The organism is Streptococcus sanguinis (genome assembly GCF_050234405.1).
GTDB classification, from domain to species: Bacteria; Bacillota; Bacilli; order Lactobacillales; family Streptococcaceae; genus Streptococcus; species Streptococcus sanguinis_W.
Genome location: NZ_CP092117.1, coordinates 430,764 through 451,129, shown reverse-complemented (window position 1 = coordinate 451,129; position 20,366 = coordinate 430,764). Strand labels below are relative to the sequence as shown.

Genomic DNA, 20,366 nt, shown 5'->3' with positions numbered 1-20,366 from the left:
TTTTTAAGCCTCCCAGCGTTTAAAGGCAAGAACGGCATTGTGGCCGCCAAAGCCAAATGTATTGGAAATCGCATAAGGGATTTCCTGTTCCTTACCTTGACCGTAAATAACGTTGGCTTCAATATAGTCTGGCAGCTCAGTTGTACCAGCTGTTTTTGGCACATAGCTATGACGCATTGCTTCAATCGTCGCAATAGCCTCAACCGCGCCCGCTGCACCGAGCAGATGTCCTGTAAAGGATTTAGTAGAAGACACCGCTACATCTTTACCAAAGACAGAAACAATGGCTCCGCTTTCGCCTTTTTCGTTAGCAGGAGTTGATGTACCATGAGCATTGACATAAGCTACATCTTTTGGTTCAATTTCAGCTTCTTCAACCGCCTGTTTGATAGCCTTGATAGCCCCCAAACCTTCTGGATGCGGAGAAGTCATATGGTAAGCGTCACAAGTATGACCGTATCCTACCACCTCAGCCAAGATAGTAGCTCCGCGCTTCTCAGCATGTTCCAAGCTTTCCAGAACCAGCATACCAGAACCTTCACCCATGACAAAGCCATTGCGGTCCTTGTCAAACGGAATAGAAGCACGCTTAGGATCTTCTGTGGTAGAAAGAGCAGTCAGAGCTTGGAAACCAGCAATCGCAAATGGTGTAATAGAAGCTTCTGAACCACCAACCAGCATCACATCTTGATAGCCAAATTTAATTGAGCGGAAAGCTTCACCAATCGCATCGTTTGCTGAGGCACAGGCCGTATTGACAGACTTACAGATACCATTGGCTCCAAAGCGCATCGCTACATTTCCTGCCCCCATATTTGGCAGGGCTTTTGGCAAGGTCAAAGGTTTGATACGTTTAGGACCTTTTTCATGCAAGCGAACAACCTGCTCTTCAATTTCCTGAATCCCACCGATACCTGAGGCAACGATGACACCAAAGCGATCCTTATCCAACGCATCTACATCTAAGTGAGCATTGTTGACCGCTTCTTGAGAAGCATAAATCGCATAAAGTGTGTAATTATCATAACGATTGGTATCCTTTTTGACAAAGTATTTATCAAAAGGGAAATCCTGAATTTCCGCCGCATTGTGAACACTGTATTCACTATGATCAAATTTAGTAATTGGACCGATTCCAATATTGCCTTCTTTTAAATTATTCCAGAATTCTTCTGGAGTATTCCCGATAGGTGAAGTTAAACCGTATCCTGTTACAACAACTCGATTAAGTTTCATATTGAGCTCCTTTATTTAGATGAATCAACTGATTTTCTACTCGTTAATATTCAAAAACTGTGACTTACTGCATAGTAAAGCCGCCATCAATCGTGATGACTTGACCCGTCAGATATTCTTGACCCGCCAAGAAGAGAGCAACATCTGCTACTTCTTCCGGAGTACCAAAACGCTTCATCGGAATGAGCGCCAGAGACGCTTCCTTAATTTTTTCTGGGAGCACATCTGTCATATCAGATGCGATAAAGCCAGGGGCAATGCAGTTCACACGGATATTACGCGCTGCCACTTCACGGGCTACTGACTTAGAAAAACCAATCAGACCGGCCTTGGAAGCTGCATAGTTTGCCTGACCGATATTTCCAGCTAAACCAACGACACTCGATAGGTTGATAATAGCACCCTGACGAGCTTTTGTCATCGGTTTCAGGACTGATTGTGTCATATTGAATGTTCCAGTCAAGTTCACTTTCAGCACCTGCTCAAAATCTTCTTCCGTCATTTTCAGCATGAGCTTATCACGGGTAATACCAGCATTATTGACCAATACATCAACAGACCCCAGAGCCGCAACAGCTTCTTCCACTATCCGCTGAGCATCCGCAGATTTAGACACATCCCCAATAACAGCTACGACTTTACCAGAATAGCCGGCAAATTCAGCCAAAATATCATCAGAAATCCCGCTTAGTCCGTTTAAGATAACATTGGCTCCGACACTGGCAAATTTATGCGCAATTGCCAGCCCAATCCCACGAGCGGACCCTGTAATTAACACATTCTTGTTTTGTAATTCCATGATGATTCCTCATTATTTTTCTAGAAGAGCATTCAAACTTTCTACATCTTCAACTTGGCGTACATCCGCAGATTTATCAATTTTCTTAATAAAACCAGACAGGACTTTGCCAGGACCGATTTCGATAAATTCAGTCACACCAGCTTCCTGCATCTTAGCAATGCTGTCATAAAAGCGCACCGGCTCCATTACCTGACGGGTCAAAAGCTCTTTGACTCGTTCTTTTTCCATCACAGTTGCTTCAGTATTTCCGACTAATGGCCGTACAAAATCTGAAAACTCAACTGTTTCCAAGACTTCTGCCAATCGTTCGCTGGCTGGCTTTAAAAGCGCTGTATGGAAAGGTCCGGATACATTGAGAGGAATTAAGCGCTTGACGCCTGCATCTTTCAAAAGCTCCACAGCCTTATCCACTGCTGCCACTTCTCCTCCGATAACAATCTGACTAGGCGTATTATAGTTGGCCGGTGAGACTACACCAATAGCACTTGCTTCTTGACAGACCGCTTCAATGAGAGAAACCTCTGCATTTAAAACAGCGACCATTTTTCCAGAGCCAGCTGGAGCAGCCTCTTCCATGAAGCTACCGCGCTTAGCAACCAAGGCCACTGCCGTCTTAAAATCAAGGGCGCCCGCAGCCACCAAAGCAGAATATTCTCCAAGCGAGAGACCTGCTACCATATCAGGCTCGATTCCCTTATCAGCCAAGAGCCGATAAATAGCTACTGAAGTTGTTAAAATAGCCGGTTGCGTGTAGCGAGTTTGATTGAGCTTTTCTTCATCTTGATCGATCAAAGCTCGGACATCATAGCCTAGAACTTGGCTAGCTTCATCAAAAGTTGACCGCACAAGCTCATACTGATCATAAAGCTCACGCCCCATTCCAAGGTACTGCGCTCCCTGACCGGCAAAGAGAAAGGCTCTTTTAGTCATTTCTAGTTACTCCTGCCCAACGTTTTGCTTCCTGCTGAATCTTCTCAGCAGCACCATAGTAGATATCTTTGAGGATCTCTTCGACTGTCTCTTCCTTACTGATTAAACCAGCAATTTGACCAGACATGACGGAACCATTTTCCACATCTCCGCGAACAACCGCATTGGCCAAAGCACCAGCTCCAAGATTTTCAAAAACAGTCAAATCTGGATTTTCTTGCTTGAAGGCTTCTTTTTCTGCCTTTTCGAAATCACGCGTCAGCTTATTCTTGATAGCACGAACCGCATGACCAAAATGCTGGGCAGAGATAGTCGTATCAATATCGCGAGCCTTCAAAATCATATTCTTGTAGTTCTGATGAGCATTAGATTCCTTAGCAACGACAAAGCGAGTTCCGACTTGAACGGCCTCTGCTCCCAGCATAAATCCAGCCGCAGCCCCAGAACCATCTGCAATACCACCGGCAGCAATAACCGGAATGCTAACTGCTTCTGCAACCTGACGAACCAAGGACATGGTAGTCAATTTCCCGATGTGACCACCAGCTTCCATTCCTTCTGCAATGACTGCATCCGCACCGATTTTTTCCATCCGCTTAGCCAAGGCCACACTTGGCACAACAGGGATAACTGTAATTCCCGCTTCATGGAAACGAGCCATGTGCTTGCTTGGATTACCCGCACCAGTTGTTACTACTTTTACTCCCTCTTCAATGACCAGATCAACAATGTCGTCCGCAAAAGGAGACAGGAGCATGATGTTAACCCCGAAAGGACGGTCTGTTAAAGACTTAATCTTGTCAATATTAGCCTTTACCACTTCCTTGGGTGCATTTCCGCCACCGATGATGCCAAGACCGCCGGCTTTTGAAACCGCGCCAGCCAAGTCGCCATCAGCAACCCAGGCCATTCCGCCTTGGAAAATAGGGTAATCAATGTTCAATAATTCTGTAATACGTGTTTGCATAATACCTTCCTTTTATCATTGCTTAAGTAATAGCTTGATTTCAAACTACCACACGCTAGATGTATTTTCTTTACTTTGACAGTCAAACTATTACCTAAACAAGAGAGAATATCTTTCGATACTCTCAGTTACTTGCTTATTTAGTTTTTTCTTCTACATAAGCAACCAAATCACCAACTGTGTTCAAACCTTCTTCAGTTTCGATTTGGATATCAAATGCATCTTCAATTTCTGAAATCACTTGGAACAAGTCCAATGAATCTGCTTCAAGATCATCGAAAGTTGACTCAAGAGTAACTTCTGATGGCTCTTTGCCAAGTTCTTCAACGATAATTTCTTGTACTTTTTCAAATACTGCCATGGATAGACTCCTTTAAAAATAAAATATTTTTTATCATGTGTTTCCACTTGATTAACTAAATTGTAACAATAAGCGTGCCCCATGTCAAACCTCCACCGAAACCTGACATCAAAATTGTCTGATTTCCGTTCAGTTTGATCAGTCCTTGCTCCACACACTCAGATAATAAAATCGGGATACTAGCAGCGCTAGTATTGCCGTATTCCATCATGTTGGCTGGAAGTTTCTCCCGCGCAACACCAAGCTTCTTAGACATTTTATCCAAAATACGGATATTGGCCTGATGCAGCAACAGAAAATCCAAATCTTCCGCTGAAAGCTGACTGCTTTCAATGGTTTCCCTGATAGAACGAGCAACATCACGAATAGCAAAGTCGAAAATAGCTCTACCGTCCATTGTCAGAAAAGGCTGATTCTCACCCTTTTCAGAAAAAGGTGAAGACAAACCGATTTTTCCGCAGGTCAGACTATCTCCGCGAGATCCGTCTGTAAACTGACTTTCTGCCAAAAAATGCTGTTCTGAAGCACTTTCCAACAGTACACCGCCAGCACCATCTCCAAAGAGAACCGCTGTTGAACGATCCGACCAATCTACCGTCTTAGAGAGAGTTTCACTTCCTATGACTAAACCCTTTTGATAACGACCTGAAGAAATAAACTTTTCCCCAGTAGATAGGGCAAAGATAAAGCCACTGCAGGCCGCTGTCAAATCAAAGGCAAAGGCATTGTTAGCACCGATGTTTGCCTGTACTCTCGCAGCCGTTGAAGGCATTAAAGAATCCGGCGTAATAGTGGCAACAATGATAAAGTCCAGGTCCTGAGCAGAAATTCCTGACTTTTGCAGCAAATTCTTTGCTACTTTTGTAGCTAAATCACTGGTCGTTTCATCTGACGATAAATGGCGTTTTTTAATCCCAGTTCGACTTGAAATCCACTCATCACTGGTATCCATAATCTCGGCTAGATCATCATTGCTGACAACCTGACGCGGAGCATAATGAGCCACCTGGCTAATCTTAGCATAGTTCATTATTTCAAATCCTCTAGGAAACTATATAAATTTTGCAGGCCCTTTTGCATCACTTGTCTCTCTTCTGGACTCATCCCATCCACTACCTGCATGACCATGCGGTTGTGGAATCGCTTATGAAGACGATACAAAAGCCGCCCATTCTTTGTCAAATTCAGATGCACCACACGACGATCAACTTCCGACCGACGCCGCTCAATATACCCCTTACGCTCCAGATTATTCAAACTAGTCGTAACAGTTCCTAAAGTAACCATCAATTCTCGTGATATATCACTTGGAGTAGCATTTGGGGTTGTACCGATGACATCTATCGTATGCATTTCCTTAATGGAGACATCGTTGAAGCGACTGCTTCTTAGGCTCGATTCTTCAATAACCAAGACATTATTGAAAATAGACGTTAAGTAATCATTTACTAACTGAAAATTCAAAACCAACCCTCCTTAAGAAAATACTTTGACAATCAAATTTTATCAGATAGAAAAGTAATTTGCAAGCTTTTTTGAAAATTAATTTGATTTTCAAATATTTTTGTAAACAACTTGAAAATTAAGCAACCTTGAACCAATACATTATTTACCAGTGAAGTTTGGACGACGCTTTTCAGAGTAAGCCCGAACTCCCTCTTTGAAATCTTCTGTGAAAGCCAGCGATTTCTGCAGTTCCAACTCTAGTTCTGCATACTCAGACCAGCTGCTGAACAGGCTCTTCCAGACCATTTCTTTCATGGCTCTGTAAGAATTTAGAGAGCCACGTTTCAGCTTCTTCAACAACTGTTCCGTTGTTTTTTCCAACTTTTCTGCTTCACAGACTTTATAAAGCAAACCGTAATCCAGAGCTTTCTCTGCAGTCAGAGCTTCCCCAGTCATAACCAGATGGGTCGCCCGAGTCATCCCGATAGCACGAGTCAGTAAGTAAAGACCGCCAGCATCTGGCGCCAGACCAACACCGACAAAGGCCTGAATGAAGCGGGATTTTTCAGTGGCAATACAGAAATCTGCTGCAACGACCATATTAGCAGCCGCACCAGCAACAGGACCATCAACACTCATGATGACAGGCTTAGGCAGACGTTTCATAGCAAAAGAAATATCATTCACCAGTTCAGCGATTTTCACCAAGGATTGGACGTCATCATCACTGACAGCTCTCTGCATCTCAGCTAAGTCACCACCCACTGAAAAAACCTTACCATTCGCATTGATAACTAAAAATTTGACGGACTCATCCTTAGCAGCAAGTTCAATAGCCTCTAAAATTTCCTCACACATAGGGATATTAAAGCCATTTGAAACTTCAGGACGATTGAAAGTAATCGTTGCTACCTCATCTGCTACATGATAGAGAATTCCATTAAATGTCATTTCAGCTCCATTCCCGACCCGATTTCAAATCAGCCGTTTTGTTTTATTCTTAAATAATTTGATATTCAAATTATACACAACTTATATTTTATCATAAAATATAAAAGAAAGGAAATAAAAAATGGGAAAAATTAGATGGTCTTCAAATTTGAAGTGTAAAAGTAATATTTTGGATAAAAATAGTATAAAAACTGCGTTTGAATAATTTTCAGAATTTTGTTATAATTTTTAAAATAAGATAGGAGAACCAATGAAAGTTGTAAAATTTGGCGGAAGTTCACTGGCTTCTGCGACTCAATTAGAAAAAGTTTTGAACATTGTCAAATCTGATCCTGAACGTCGGTTTGTTGTAGTATCAGCGCCAGGAAAACGCCACGACGACGATATCAAAGTAACCGATGCTCTGATTAAATACTACCGAGAGTACATAGCAGGAAATGATGTCACACCAAATCAACAGTGGATTATCAATCGCTATGCAGATATGGTGGCAGAACTTGGTTTGAAACCAAAAGTTCTGGAGAAAATTTCCAAAAGCATCACAAGCCTTGCAACTTTGCCAATTGAAGATAATGCATTTCTTTATGATACTTTTCTTGCTGCAGGAGAAAACAACAATGCCAAATTAATTGCAGCTTATTTCAGTCAAAATGGTGTTCCAGCTAGCTACGTTCATCCAAGAGAAGCAGGACTCCTTGTTTCCAGTGAGCCAGGTAATGCACGCATTCTCCCTTCTAGTTATGATAAGATTGAAGAACTCAATAATTCTGATGAAGTTCTAGTTATCCCTGGTTTCTTTGGTGTTACTCAAGATGGCCAAATCTGTACTTTCTCCCGTGGTGGTTCTGACATTACAGGTTCTATCATTGCTGCAGGCGTCAAAGCAGATATTTATGAAAACTTTACTGATGTTGATGGAATTTTTGCAGCCCATCCCGGCATTGTCCACAAACCGCATTCCATTCCCGAGCTAACCTATCGTGAAATGCGTGAATTAGCCTACGCAGGCTTTACTGTTCTCCATGATGAAGCTCTGCTTCCAGCATACCGCGGAAAAATTCCCCTGGTTATTAAAAATACCAACAACCCAGAACATCCAGGTACTCAAATTGTCCATAAACACAGCAAGGACCATCTACCAGTCGTTGGAATTGCTGGAGATGCAGGCTTTGTCAGCATTAACATGTCTAAGTACCTGATGAATAGAGAAATCGGCTTTGGTAGACGCGTCCTTCAAATTCTAGAAGATTTGAATATTGGTTGGGAGCACATGCCTACAGGAATCGACGACCTCTCTATTATCTTACGTGAGCGCGAATTAACTCCTATCAAAGAGGAAGAAATCCTTCGACAACTTGTCCAAAAAGCAGAGGTTGATCATGCAGAAATTGAACACGACCTTTCCATTATCATGATTGTTGGTGAAAAAATGAAAAGCCATATCGGGGTTACAGCCACAGCAACTAAGGCTCTCTCAGAAAATAAAATCAACATTCAAATGATGTCCCAAGGCTCAAGCGAAGTATCCATCATGTTTGTTGTTGAAAAAAATCAAGAAAAAGCTGCCATTCGCGCGCTTTACCAAGCTTTCTTTGAACCCCAAACACAGGAGTAAGACCAGACTTAGGAAGCATTTTTATCAAACAAACCCTAATGAAAAAAGCAGAAACTAGTCTCAGACTAACTTCTGCTTTTTTCATTCAACTATAAAGAATACAAAGTCAAACTTTAGAATACACTAAGTACTAATAGAAGTTTCATAGCTCATCAATAAGATTATAGAATACCTTGTCTCCAGTATATCCTATCACTAAAAATAAAAAGAGGTAAAAACCTCTTTGAAACTCCGCCAGTAGGACTCGAACCTACGACATCATGATTAACAGTCATGCGCTACTACCAACTGAGCTATGGCGGATAACTGCTAAGCGACTACCATATCTCACAGGGGGCAACCCCCAACTACTTCCGGCGTTCTAGGGCTTAACTGCTGTGTTCGGCATGGGTACAGGTGTATCTCCTAGGCTATCGTCACTTAACTATTGAATTAACTGTCCTGTCCTCTCAGACAAGCCTTGTCAACTCAAAATTGAATACAATATCAAATCTCACATTTCTCTAAACCATTCGCTGCACTCTGATGAATTTCTTATTCTAGGATAAGTCCTCGAGCGATTAGTATTAGTCCGCTCCATGTGTCACCACACTTCCACTCCTAACCTATCAACCTGATCTTCTCTCAGGGCTCTTACTAACTTGCGTTATGGGAAATCTCATCTTGAGGTGGGTTTCACACTTAGATGCTTTCAGCGTTTATCCCTTCCCTACATAGCTACCCAGCGATGCTCTTGGCAGAACAACTGGTACACCAGCGGTAAGTCCACTCTGGTCCTCTCGTACTAGGAGCAGATCCTCTCAAATTTCCTACGCCCGCGACGGATAGGGACCGAACTGTCTCACGACGTTCTGAACCCAGCTCGCGTGCCGCTTTAATGGGCGAACAGCCCAACCCTTGGGACCGACTACAGCCCCAGGATGCGACGAGCCGACATCGAGGTGCCAAACCTCCCCGTCGATGTGAACTCTTGGGGGAGATAAGCCTGTTATCCCCAGGGTAGCTTTTATCCGTTGAGCGATGGCCCTTCCATGCGGAACCACCGGATCACTAAGCCCGACTTTCGTCCCTGCTCGAGTTGTAGCTCTCGCAGTCAAGCTCCCTTATACCTTTACACTCTGCGACTGATTTCCAACCAGTCTGAGGGAACCTTTGGGCGCCTCCGTTACCTTTTAGGAGGCGACCGCCCCAGTCAAACTGCCCGTCAGACACTGTCTCCGTAGATGATAAACCTACCGGGTTAGAGTGGCCATAACACAAGGGTAGTATCCCAACAACGCCTCCATCGAAACTGGCGTCCCGATCTCATAGGCTCCTACCTATCCTGTACATGTGGCACAGACACTCAATATCAAACTGCAGTAAAGCTCCATGGGGTCTTTCCGTCCTGTCGCGGGTAACCTGCATCTTCACAGGTACTAAAATTTCACCGAGTCTCTCGTTGAGACAGTGCCCAAATCATTACGCCTTTCGTGCGGGTCGGAACTTACCCGACAAGGAATTTCGCTACCTTAGGACCGTTATAGTTACGGCCGCCGTTTACTGGGGCTTCAATTCATACCTTCGCGTTACCGCTAAGCACTCCTCTTAACCTTCCAGCACCGGGCAGGCGTCACCCCCTATACATCATCTTACGATTTAGCAGAGAGCTGTGTTTTTGATAAACAGTTGCTTGGGCCTATTCACTGCGGCTGACCAAAGTCAGCACCCCTTCTCCCGAAGTTACGGGGTCATTTTGCCGAGTTCCTTAACGAGAGTTCTCTCGCTCACCTGAGGCTACTCGCCTCGACTACCTGTGTCGGTTTGCGGTACGGGTAGAGTATGATACAACGCTAGAAGCTTTTCTTGGCAGTGTGACATCACTCACTCGCTACTAAACTTCGCTCCCCATCACAGCTCAACGTTATAGGTATAAGCATTTGACTCATACCACGCCTCACTGCTTAGACGTACATCCAATCGTACGCACGAGTTAGCCTACTGCGTCCCTCCATCACTTCATACTCTAGTACAGGAATCTCAACCTGTTGGCCATCGGATACACCTTTCGGTCTCTCCTTAGGTCCCGACTAACCCAGGGCGGACGAGCCTTCCCCTGGAAACCTTAGTCTTACGGTGGACAGGATTCTCACCTGTCTTGCGCTACTCATACCGGCATTCTCACTTCTATGCGTTCCAGCGCTCCTCACGGTACACCTTCTCCACACATAGAACGCTCTCCTACCATACCTATAAAAGGTATCCACAGCTTCGGTAAATTGTTTTAGCCCCGGTACATTTTCGGCGCAGGGTCACTCGACTAGTGAGCTATTACGCACTCTTTGAATGAATAGCTGCTTCTAAGCTAACATCCTAGTTGTCTGTGCAACCCCACATCCTTTTCCACTTAACAATTATTTTGGGACCTTAGCTGGTGGTCTGGGCTGTTTCCCTTTCGACTACGGATCTTAGCACTCGCAGTCTGACTGCCGACCATAATTCATTGGCATTCGGAGTTTATCTGAGATTGGTAATCCGGGATGGACCCCTCACCCAAACAGTGCTCTACCTCCAAGAATCTTCATGTCGACGCTAGCCCTAAAGCTATTTCGGAGAGAACCAGCTATCTCCAAGTTCGTTTGGAATTTCTCCGCTACCCACAAGTCATCCAAGCACTTTTCAACGTGCCCTGGTTCGGTCCTCCAGTGCGTTTTACCGCACCTTCAACCTGCTCATGGGTAGGTCACATGGTTTCGGGTCTACATCATGATACTAAAACGCCCTATTCAGACTCGGTTTCCCTACGGCTCCGTCTCTTCAACTTAACCTCGCATCATAACGTAACTCGCCGGTTCATTCTACAAAAGGCACGCTCTCACCCATGAACGGGCTCGAACTTGTTGTAGGCACACGGTTTCAGGTTCTATTTCACTCCCCTCCCGGGGTGCTTTTCACCTTTCCCTCACGGTACTGGTTCACTATCGGTCACTAGGGAGTATTTAGGGTTGGGAGATGGTCCTCCCAGATTCCGACGGGATTTCACGTGTCCCGCCGTACTCAGGATACTGCTAGGTACAGAATCTATTTAAAATACGAGGCTCTTACTCTCTTTGGCAGACTTTCCCAAGTCATTCTTCTATAAATTCTGAGTCCACATTGCAGTCCTACAACCCCGAAGAGTAAACTCTTCGGTTTGCCCTCCTGCCTCTTCGCTCGCCGCTACTAAGGCAATCGCTTTTGCTTTCTCTTCCTGCAGCTACTTAGATGTTTCAGTTCACTGCGTCTTCCTCCTCATTCCCTTAACAGAAATGGGTAACAGGCATCAACCTGTTGGGTTCCCCCATTCGGACATCCCCGGATCAAGTGCTTACTTACAGCTCCCCGAGGCATTTCGTCGTTTGTCACGTCCTTCATCGGCTCCTAGTGCCAAGGCATCCACCGTGCGCCCTTACTAACTTAACCTTATTTTTGACCTTTCAGTCTTAAACTCATTAATATTCACAGCGTTTTCGGTTTATTTTCTTGTTACTATTTGATATCGGTATTCAATTTTCAATGGACAAGTTCTTTATCTAGTCAAACTAGATAATGGAGCCTAGCGGGATCGAACCGCTGACCTCCTGCGTGCAAAGCAGGCGCTCTCCCAGCTGAGCTAAGGCCCCACATAGCCCTCTCAAAACTAAACAAGACTCAAGTGCATTCCGTGTGTCCTTACGGACTCCTTAGAAAGGAGGTGATCCAGCCGCACCTTCCGATACGGCTACCTTGTTACGACTTCACCCCAATCATCTATCCCACCTTAGGCGGCTGGCTCCTTACGGTTACCTCACCGACTTCGGGTGTTACAAACTCTCGTGGTGTGACGGGCGGTGTGTACAAGGCCCGGGAACGTATTCACCGCGGCGTGCTGATCCGCGATTACTAGCGATTCCGACTTCATGTAGGCGAGTTGCAGCCTACAATCCGAACTGAGACTGGCTTTCAGAGATTAGCTTGCCGTCACCGGCTTGCGACTCGTTGTACCAGCCATTGTAGCACGTGTGTAGCCCAGGTCATAAGGGGCATGATGATTTGACGTCATCCCCACCTTCCTCCGGTTTATTACCGGCAGTCTCGCTAGAGTGCCCAACTCAATGATGGCAACTAACAATAGGGGTTGCGCTCGTTGCGGGACTTAACCCAACATCTCACGACACGAGCTGACGACAACCATGCACCACCTGTCACCTCTGTCCCGAAGGAAAACTCTATCTCTAGAGCGGTCAGAGGGATGTCAAGACCTGGTAAGGTTCTTCGCGTTGCTTCGAATTAAACCACATGCTCCACCGCTTGTGCGGGCCCCCGTCAATTCCTTTGAGTTTCAACCTTGCGGTCGTACTCCCCAGGCGGAGTGCTTAATGCGTTAGCTGCGGCACTAAGCCCCGGAAAGGGCCTAACACCTAGCACTCATCGTTTACGGCGTGGACTACCAGGGTATCTAATCCTGTTTGCTCCCCACGCTTTCGAGCCTCAGCGTCAGTTACAGACCAGAGAGCCGCTTTCGCCACCGGTGTTCCTCCATATATCTACGCATTTCACCGCTACACATGGAATTCCACTCTCCCCTTCTGCACTCAAGTTAAACAGTTTCCAAAGCATACTATGGTTAAGCCACAGCCTTTAACTTCAGACTTATCTAACCGCCTGCGCTCGCTTTACGCCCAATAAATCCGGACAACGCTCGGGACCTACGTATTACCGCGGCTGCTGGCACGTAGTTAGCCGTCCCTTTCTGGTAAGATACCGTCACAGTGTGAACTTTCCACTCTCACACCCGTTCTTCTCTTACAACAGAGCTTTACGATCCGAAAACCTTCTTCACTCACGCGGCGTTGCTCGGTCAGGGTTCCCCCCATTGCCGAAGATTCCCTACTGCTGCCTCCCGTAGGAGTCTGGGCCGTGTCTCAGTCCCAGTGTGGCCGATCACCCTCTCAGGTCGGCTATGTATCGTCGCCTTGGTGAGCCGTTACCTCACCAACTAGCTAATACAACGCAGGTCCATCTGGTAGTGATGCAATTGCATCTTTCAATTAATTATCATGCGATAATTAATATCATGCGGTATTAGCTATCGTTTCCAATAGTTATCCCCCGCTACCAGGCAGGTTACCTACGCGTTACTCACCCGTTCGCAACTCATCCAAGAAGAGCAAGCTCCTCTCTTCAGCGTTCTACTTGCATGTATTAGGCACGCCGCCAGCGTTCGTCCTGAGCCAGGATCAAACTCTCATTAAAAAGTTTGAGTTCGCACTCATTACTGTCCACTGACAGATTTATTTTCTCGTTTTTTTGACAGGTTACATATCTCTATGTCACCCTGCACTTGGTTCGTCTTGTTCAGTTTTCAAAGGGCTTTGTCTTTCGCGACAACTATATTAGTATATCACCTATACCCTAACCCTGTCAATACCTTTTTTAAAAAAAATTAAAAAAATATTATTTTTAAATTGATGGATTGTTTTGCATACCTTCGAGGCTGGTAAATTGACCTACACTCTTTCTTTTAAAGGCGCAAAAAATGCCCTTTCGGACATTTTTTCTATTTTTGTTCTTGTTTATACTTTTCGAGTTCAGCTTTATTAGCCCAGACGTAGTGTCCCGGACGAATCTCTGCCATTTCTGGTTTATCAACAGAATAATCGTGCTGTTCAGGATCATAGACCTTCAACACTTTCTTGCGTTCTAAGATTGGGTCTGGAATTGGAACTGCTGAGAGCAGGGATTGTGTGTAAGGATGGACAGGATGGTTGAACAGCTCCTCTGTCTCTGCCACTTCTACAATGACACCTTTGTAAATCACGGCGATACGATCAGAAATAAAACGAACTACTGAAAGGTCATGGGCAATAAACAGGTAGGTCAAGCCAAGCTCTTTTTGAAATTTTTTCAAAAGATTTAAAACCTGAGCCCGAACAGATACGTCCAAGGCAGAAATCGGCTCATCTGCAATTACGAAGTCTGGTTGCATGACCAGAGCACGAGCAATCCCAATCCGCTGACGCTGTCCACCAGAGAATTCGTGAGGATAGCGAGTTAAATGCTCAGCCAACAAACCAACTTCATTGATGATATTTTTGACTTTTCTTTGACGGTCTTCTTCACTATCAAACAAATGGTAATTATAGAGACCCTCAGATATGATATAGTCAACCGTTGCACGTTCATTCAGACTGGCAGCCGGATCTTGGAAAATCATCTGAATCTTGCGAATCAAGTCTGCTTCTTCTGCTTTTGACTTTTTACCATTAATCTTTTTGCCTTCGTAGAAGATATCACCTGCACTAGTATCATTGAGGCCGATAATAGCTCGACCAATCGTAGTCTTACCAGAGCCTGATTCTCCTACAAGAGAGAAAGTTTCCCCCTTATTGATGAAGAAATTTGCATTTTTAACTGCCACAAATTTCTTACTTCCTTCACCGAAGGAAATTTCTAAATCTTTAATTTCAACTAATTTTTCAGTCATTTCCTTCCTCCTAAGCTTCTAATTGATTGAAGCCCATTTTTGAACGAATTTTTTCATGCAGGTTTTCGATGATTTCTGGTTTATCAACCTTAGGTGCATCTTCATGGAGCAACCAGGTCTTAGCCCAATGAGTATCTGACACATTGAAAGCCGGTGCTTCTTCTTCAAAGTCAATCGACATGGCATAGTCAGAACGCAAAGCAAATGCATCCCCTTTGATTGGTGAATAAAGTGACGGCGGAGTACCAGGAATCGAGTAGAGGGCCCCATTCGCATCTGCCAACTGAGGCAAGCTGGATAGCAAGCTCCATGTATAAGGATGTTTTGGCTCGTAGAAGATTTCTTCAACTGTACCGTATTCTACAATTTCACCAGCATACATGACCGCAACCTTATCTGCAATACTAGCCACAACACCAAGGTCATGCGTAATAAAGATGGTTGTGAAATGATATTCTTGCTGCAAAGATTTGAGCAAGTCAATGATTTGCGCTTGAATCGTTACATCGAGGGCCGTTGTCGGCTCATCACAGATAAGAATATCAGGACGGCAAGCCAAGGCAATAGCAATAACAATCCGCTGACGCATACCACCTGAGTATTGGAAAGGATATTCTTCGAAACGTTTTTCCGCATCTGGAATCCCGACCTTACTCATGTAATCAATGGCCATTTTTTTAGCTTCTTTGGCTGATTTTCCTTGGTGCTTGATTATGACTTCTGTAATTTGGCTTCCAATCGTATTAATGGGATCCAAGCTTGTCATCGGATCTTGGAAGATAGTCGCAATTTTTGCACCGCGAATTGGCTCCCAATCCTTATTACTACGAAGAGTTGTCAAATCTTTGCCACGGTAGTCAATGGTTCCTTGAGCTACACGGCCATTTTCTTCTAGCATTCCAGTAAAGGTCTTGGTCAATACAGACTTACCTGAACCAGATTCACCAACAATAGCCAGAACTTCGCCTTCAATCAAGTCCAGAGAGACACCGCGAATGGCGGTTAAGACACGATCGCGAACATCGAATTCCACGACAATATCGCGAGCAGTCAATATTACATTTTCATTCTTTGTCATATTTACTCCTATCTATGTGTACGTGGATCGCTGGCGTCGGCTAAGTTTTGACCAACTACGAAGAAGGTAAGGGACACCAAAATCAGAGTTGTAAGTGGAATCCAAAAGAGGTAAGCATTTGTCGTCACGTTTTGAGAATAATCTGAAATCAAGCGTCCCAAACTTGGCACTGTTACAGGAAGCCCTAATCCAAAGAAGGACAGAAAGGCTTCGTAAGAGATAAAGCTTGGCAACATTTGTGAAGTGGTGGTCACGATAACAGATACCAACTGCGGCATAATGTTCTTCGTTACAATCTTGAGAGTTGGTGTACCAAGAGTACGAGAGGCAAGGTTGTACTCCAAATCCCGATAGCGCATAATCTGCACACGGATAGTGTAGGCAATACCGACCCAACCAGTAATCGTCATGGCAAAAATAAGGTTCCAGAAACCAGCACCGATAGAGTAGGTCAAGACAATAACAATCAAGAGGGCTGGGATATTTGAAATGATATTGTAGATTTCCATCATGACACGGTCAACTGTTTTGGAAATTCCCCAGATACCGCCAATGATAACTCCGATAGCCAGATTAATAACCGTCGCAATAATCGAAATGAGAATAGAGTTACGAGCACCAAACCAAACACCATCAAAGAGAGACTTACCATTACTATCCGTTCCAAACCAGTACTGACCACTCGGCTTGATGTAACGCATGCTAAAGTCGTTTACCTTGCTCACGTCATTAAAGTCGAAGTTTGAAAACATAGGATAAATGAAGCTCATGAGAATAATGGCAATCAGAATCCCCAGCATGGTAATAGTTGATTTCTTTTTCAGAAATTGACGCATGACTGATTTCCAGTAAGAATAGGCTGGAGCATCAATCGTTTCAGAGGCAAAATCGTCACGTTTGACAAATTGGAATTTGCTTTTATCAATTGTAGCCATTATTTACCTCCTTTTGATGTTAACTTAATACGTGGGTCCAGTACAGTCATCAGAATGTCACCCAGCAAGAGAGCGAAGATAGACAGACATGTGAAGATGAATACAAGACCAACAACCATAGAGTTATTGGATGCCTTAACAGAATCAATCAGCATCTTACCCATACCAGGAAAGGCAAAGACAGTTTCTGTCAGAGTCGCACCTGCAATAACACTAACGATAGAAGCTGGGATACTAGATACCAGCGGCACCATAGCGTTTTTAAAGATGTGCTTGTTAGAAATTTCTTTTTCAGAGAGACCCTTAGCACGTGCAAAGCGGACAAAGTCCTGAGACTGCAGGTCAATCATATAACGACGAATCCAAACAGCTGTCCAAGGAGCACTCAAAAGTCCTAAAATAACAGCTGGAAGGACATAAGAACGCCAATCTCCTGCTCCCAAGATTGGGAAGGAATCTGGAAGACCAACAGTAGACCCCGCCAAACGGACGATGTAGACCAAGGCGATGGTTGGAAGGGACATCATAAAGGTCAAGCCAGCAGTAGAAATGCTATCAAACCATGTATTCTTAAGTCGAGCCATGTAGGAACCGAGCGGAATAGCAATCAGATAAGACAGAGCCACACCAATCAAACCAATAATAGCTGAGCTGGTAATCATGGACGGATTTTGATAGTTGCTTTGAGTCGCTGTATAGGCATCTCCCTTACCAAACTTAGCAATGTCCTGTGAATCGGCTTTGCTTGGTGTCTTATAGGTACGAGAGTAAATGTTAACAGACGATGTCTTTTTACCTGTTGGGAATTGAACTTCAGAAGACTTAGTTTGTCCTTGTCCCTGTGTAATAACCTGCAGAACAGGGATATTGGCATAGGTTGGATAAGAATTCCCTAAATTAAAGGTGATAAAGTTCTGGTGGACAAATGGGAACTGACCGTTAAAGTACAGCAGATACTTATGCTTGGTACCTGAACCCACAAGAGACCAGCCAACAGAAGGATCATTTTCAAACCGGATATAACGCTCTAGGTTTGGATTTTCCTCATCTTGGATAACATTTGGATGGTCAATTTGAATCAAATTAGCATAGAACTCAAAGACACGTTCATACACAGGTACTTCGCGTACAGCGTAGAATTCTCCGCTCAGTGGGAATTTCTGCAATTTCCAGCCATTGCCAAGTTTATCAATATACTTCTGATAAATCTTCTCGTTTGCTTCAGTAGCTTCTGTGGTAACAGAAGAATCTTCCTTGCTGGCTTTCTCCTGCAGTTCCTTAGTATCATAATAGTCAATGTAGCCCATCCGCTCAAAGATAGTGTTTTCATAGTTAGTCTTTTTATCTTTATTGGTCGCTATCTTATTATAGTTGGGATCCTGCTTGAAAATCAACCTTCTTGGCACCATAGTATAGATAATGGCATAAGTCAGGGTCGTCACCAAGAAAATCGACACAATTGAGCGTAAGATACGCATAAAAATATATTTTTTCATTTATCGTTTCCTTTAAATTCCAAAAGAACTTTCTCCTCTATTAGAGAAAGTTCTCTTAGCAAGCTTATTTCACGTGGTCTGCTAATTCTTCTTGAGCTTTTTTATTAGATTCCGCACGTTCTTTATTCCATTTTTCCTGAGCGCTATTATAATCTTTTGTCGTTACAGGCTCATCCTGCAATTTCATGTACTTATAACTTGCTGCTTCACGCGCCTTAGCACCAGACCAAGCAAACGGTGCTGAGAAAGGCACTACCTTAGTCAAGGTTGGACGACCTGTTCTAGAAGTTACTGGAATCAACAAAGCACTATCAGTCAGCCAAGCCTGAGCAGCCGCATATTTTTCATAACGCTTGTTCAAATCTTGCTTTTCTGCACCAGCTTCGTCAACCAGCTTGGTATATTCATCCAAACCAACTTGTTTCGCTGCGGCATTATCTGTGCCATCAAATCCTAAGAAGGTCTTGGTGTTTTCACCACCTGGTTTGATGACATCTAGATAAGTAGATGGATCTTGATAGTCCGGAGACCAGCCGACATTATCTGAAATATCCCAGTCCTCTTCAGCAGCAGAAGGAGCAAACAAGGTAATGTTAGTCACTTCATCCTTAGACAATTGGTGAACATCAATCACAACATTATCTGTTCCCAAAGTTTTCTCAATGGATTGCTTGAGGGATTGAACGCGCTGTACTTTAGAAGTAGCTGTTTGATCAACCGGAATGTCCAGATGAATTGGGAATTCTACGCCATCAGCTTTCAAAGCTTCTTTTGCTTTAGTAAATTCAGCCTTTGCTTTGTTCTCGTTATAGAGACCATCTTGACCATCTGAGAAGTCAACATCTTTCCATTCGTCACCATAAGTTACTACTTTTTCCTTAACTAGGTCACCGAAGGACTTGTCACCAGCCTGCACAAATGTAGGTGGGATATAAAGGTTACGAAGAAGTTTGTCTGCCCCGTCCTTACCATTAATCTGAGATGCATAAGACTCACGATTGAAGGCAAAGGTCAAAGCCTGACGGAAGTCCTTGTTAAGCAAGGCTTTTTTAGTTGAAGTCTTTTGAGCTTCTGATGTCTTAGCAGTATGGTTGTAAGACTGACGATCAATGTTTGTACCTACTAAGAAAGTTGAGGCATCCTGAGGTGTATAGACGATATTATCTTTAAAGTCTTTTTCAACCTTTTCATAAGTCGCACTAGTTGGGAAGAGTCTGGCTGTTGTCAGAGCACCTTGACTGAACTGATCAGCTAGTTTCCCTTGATCTTGTCCATCATAGAAAGAGAGTTTCACTGCATCTAAATGAACATTTTCTTTGTCCCAATAATTAGGATTCTTCTCAAATTGAATTTCAGATTTTGAAGTCAATGATTTGAGCAAGAAAGGTCCGTTATAAAGCAAGCTTGTTGGATCGGTTGCTTGAGCGAACTTATCACCTTGGTTTTTCAAAAAGTCTTTGTTTACCGGGTAGAGAATTCCCATTGTAGTCTTAGAGTTCCAGAAGCTTTCTGGCTCATTAAGAGTATACTCAACGGTATGATCATCGACTGCTTTGATCCCTACTTCTGAGAAATCAATCTTCCCAGAAATATAGTCCTTAAGCCCTTTGACAGAATCCTGAACCAAGTACAGTGTTTCAGATTTGTTGTCTGCTGCATACTTAAGACCTGTAACAAAGTCTTCTGCTGTGACATCTGCGTACTCTTCACCTTCGGAAGTATACCACTTAGCATTTTTGCGAAGTTTGTAAGTGTAAGTTTTCCCATCTGGGGATACAGTCCATTCCTCTGCCATTGAAGGAACCAAGTTTCCATATTGGTCGTTTTCTAAAAGACCGTCAATAACATTGGCAGTCAAGTCTGTTGTAGCAGCTTTACTTGAAGTGAGATAGTTCAAGTTTTCAGGATCTGTCTCGTAGATATAATTAAAGGTGTTTGAAGAGTCTGAGCTGCCTGACTTTGTGTTTGGCTTAGAGCCAGAGCAAGCAGCAAGAAAGCCAGCTGCAAGAAGAGTGACTCCTGCTAGCGCAAGGACTTTACTTTGTTTCATATGGGTTTCTCCATC

At 43.9% G+C, this 20,366-nt stretch carries 14 protein-coding genes, 2 tRNA genes and 3 rRNA genes; 1 reads left to right on the top strand and 18 read right to left on the bottom strand.

Annotation, left to right across the window (positions count from 1 at the left end; all coding sequences use genetic code 11):
* Positions 1 to 3: 3 nt before the first annotated feature.
* From fabF to MFP28_RS02230, 8 genes are all read right to left on the bottom strand, one after another.
* Entirely contained in the window at positions 4 to 1,236 is a 1,233-nt protein-coding gene (fabF, locus tag MFP28_RS02265) for a beta-ketoacyl-ACP synthase II (protein ID WP_002893606.1), read from the bottom strand.
* A 64-nt stretch (positions 1,237 to 1,300) separates the two neighbouring features.
* Positions 1,301 to 2,035, bottom strand: coding sequence for a 3-oxoacyl-[acyl-carrier-protein] reductase (fabG, locus tag MFP28_RS02260; protein ID WP_002893608.1), 735 nt, complete (start codon positions 2,033 to 2,035; stop codon positions 1,301 to 1,303).
* A gap of 12 nt (positions 2,036 to 2,047) precedes the next feature.
* The gene (fabD, locus tag MFP28_RS02255) at positions 2,048 to 2,968 is read right to left on the bottom strand and encodes an ACP S-malonyltransferase (protein ID WP_002908091.1); all 921 of its coding nucleotides are present in this window, start codon (positions 2,966 to 2,968) and stop codon (positions 2,048 to 2,050) included.
* Positions 2,961 to 3,935: an enoyl-[acyl-carrier-protein] reductase FabK gene (fabK, locus tag MFP28_RS02250; protein WP_002893610.1), complete on the bottom strand. Its 975-nt coding sequence runs from the start codon at positions 3,933 to 3,935 to the stop codon at positions 2,961 to 2,963. The genes fabD and fabK overlap by 8 nt, the downstream gene beginning before the upstream one ends.
* Positions 3,936 to 4,071: 136 nt before the next feature.
* A complete protein-coding gene (locus MFP28_RS02245) occupies positions 4,072 to 4,296 on the bottom strand; it encodes an acyl carrier protein (RefSeq protein WP_002893611.1) in 225 nt (74 codons plus the stop codon).
* Between the two features lie 55 nt (positions 4,297 to 4,351).
* On the bottom strand, positions 4,352 to 5,326 hold the full coding sequence (locus MFP28_RS02240) for a beta-ketoacyl-ACP synthase III (protein WP_002908090.1): 975 nt from the start codon (positions 5,324 to 5,326) through the stop codon (positions 4,352 to 4,354).
* Positions 5,326 to 5,760, bottom strand: a complete 435-nt coding sequence (locus tag MFP28_RS02235) for a fatty acid biosynthesis transcriptional regulator FabT (RefSeq protein WP_002901186.1) — start codon at positions 5,758 to 5,760, stop codon at positions 5,326 to 5,328. Before MFP28_RS02235 ends, MFP28_RS02240 begins: the two co-directional genes overlap by 1 nt.
* Positions 5,761 to 5,901: 141 nt before the next feature.
* A complete protein-coding gene (locus tag MFP28_RS02230; protein ID WP_002908089.1) occupies positions 5,902 to 6,693 on the bottom strand; it encodes an enoyl-CoA hydratase in 792 nt (263 codons plus the stop codon).
* 250 nt (positions 6,694 to 6,943) lie between these two features.
* On the opposite strand from MFP28_RS02230, the gene MFP28_RS02225 reads away from it, so the two are divergent.
* Positions 6,944 to 8,308, top strand: a complete 1,365-nt coding sequence (locus MFP28_RS02225) for an aspartate kinase (RefSeq protein ID WP_002908087.1) — start codon at positions 6,944 to 6,946, stop codon at positions 8,306 to 8,308.
* A gap of 229 nt (positions 8,309 to 8,537) precedes the next feature.
* Here the strand turns inward: MFP28_RS02225 and MFP28_RS02220 are convergent.
* The 10 genes from MFP28_RS02220 to MFP28_RS02175 form a co-directional block, all read right to left on the bottom strand.
* A tRNA-Asn gene (locus MFP28_RS02220) sits at positions 8,538 to 8,611 on the bottom strand.
* A gap of 5 nt (positions 8,612 to 8,616) precedes the next feature.
* Positions 8,617 to 8,732, bottom strand: a 5S ribosomal RNA gene (gene rrf / locus MFP28_RS02215).
* 116 nt (positions 8,733 to 8,848) lie between these two features.
* Positions 8,849 to 11,749, bottom strand: a 23S ribosomal RNA gene (locus MFP28_RS02210).
* Between the two features lie 127 nt (positions 11,750 to 11,876).
* Positions 11,877 to 11,949 (bottom strand) — tRNA-Ala (locus MFP28_RS02205).
* 64 nt (positions 11,950 to 12,013) lie between these two features.
* Positions 12,014 to 13,561: ribosomal RNA gene (locus MFP28_RS02200) — 16S ribosomal RNA — on the bottom strand.
* The 16S, 23S and 5S rRNA genes sit together here with 2 tRNA genes alongside, the layout of an rRNA operon.
* A 304-nt stretch (positions 13,562 to 13,865) precedes the next feature.
* The gene (locus MFP28_RS02195) at positions 13,866 to 14,792 is read right to left on the bottom strand and encodes an ATP-binding cassette domain-containing protein (protein ID WP_002908086.1); all 927 of its coding nucleotides are present in this window, start codon (positions 14,790 to 14,792) and stop codon (positions 13,866 to 13,868) included.
* 10 nt (positions 14,793 to 14,802) lie between these two features.
* Positions 14,803 to 15,870 (bottom strand): ABC transporter ATP-binding protein, encoded by a 1,068-nt coding sequence (locus MFP28_RS02190; RefSeq protein ID WP_002893620.1) that lies wholly within the window; start codon positions 15,868 to 15,870, stop codon positions 14,803 to 14,805.
* An 8-nt stretch (positions 15,871 to 15,878) separates the two neighbouring features.
* On the bottom strand, positions 15,879 to 16,805 hold the full coding sequence (gene oppC, locus MFP28_RS02185) for an oligopeptide ABC transporter permease OppC (protein ID WP_002908085.1): 927 nt from the start codon (positions 16,803 to 16,805) through the stop codon (positions 15,879 to 15,881).
* The gene (locus tag MFP28_RS02180) at positions 16,805 to 18,301 is read right to left on the bottom strand and encodes an ABC transporter permease (protein WP_002908084.1); all 1,497 of its coding nucleotides are present in this window, start codon (positions 18,299 to 18,301) and stop codon (positions 16,805 to 16,807) included. The genes oppC and MFP28_RS02180 overlap by 1 nt, the downstream gene beginning before the upstream one ends.
* 64 nt (positions 18,302 to 18,365) lie before the next feature.
* Positions 18,366 to 20,351: a peptide ABC transporter substrate-binding protein gene (locus tag MFP28_RS02175; protein WP_002908083.1), complete on the bottom strand. Its 1,986-nt coding sequence runs from the start codon at positions 20,349 to 20,351 to the stop codon at positions 18,366 to 18,368.
* Between the last annotated feature and the right edge of the window lie 15 nt (positions 20,352 to 20,366).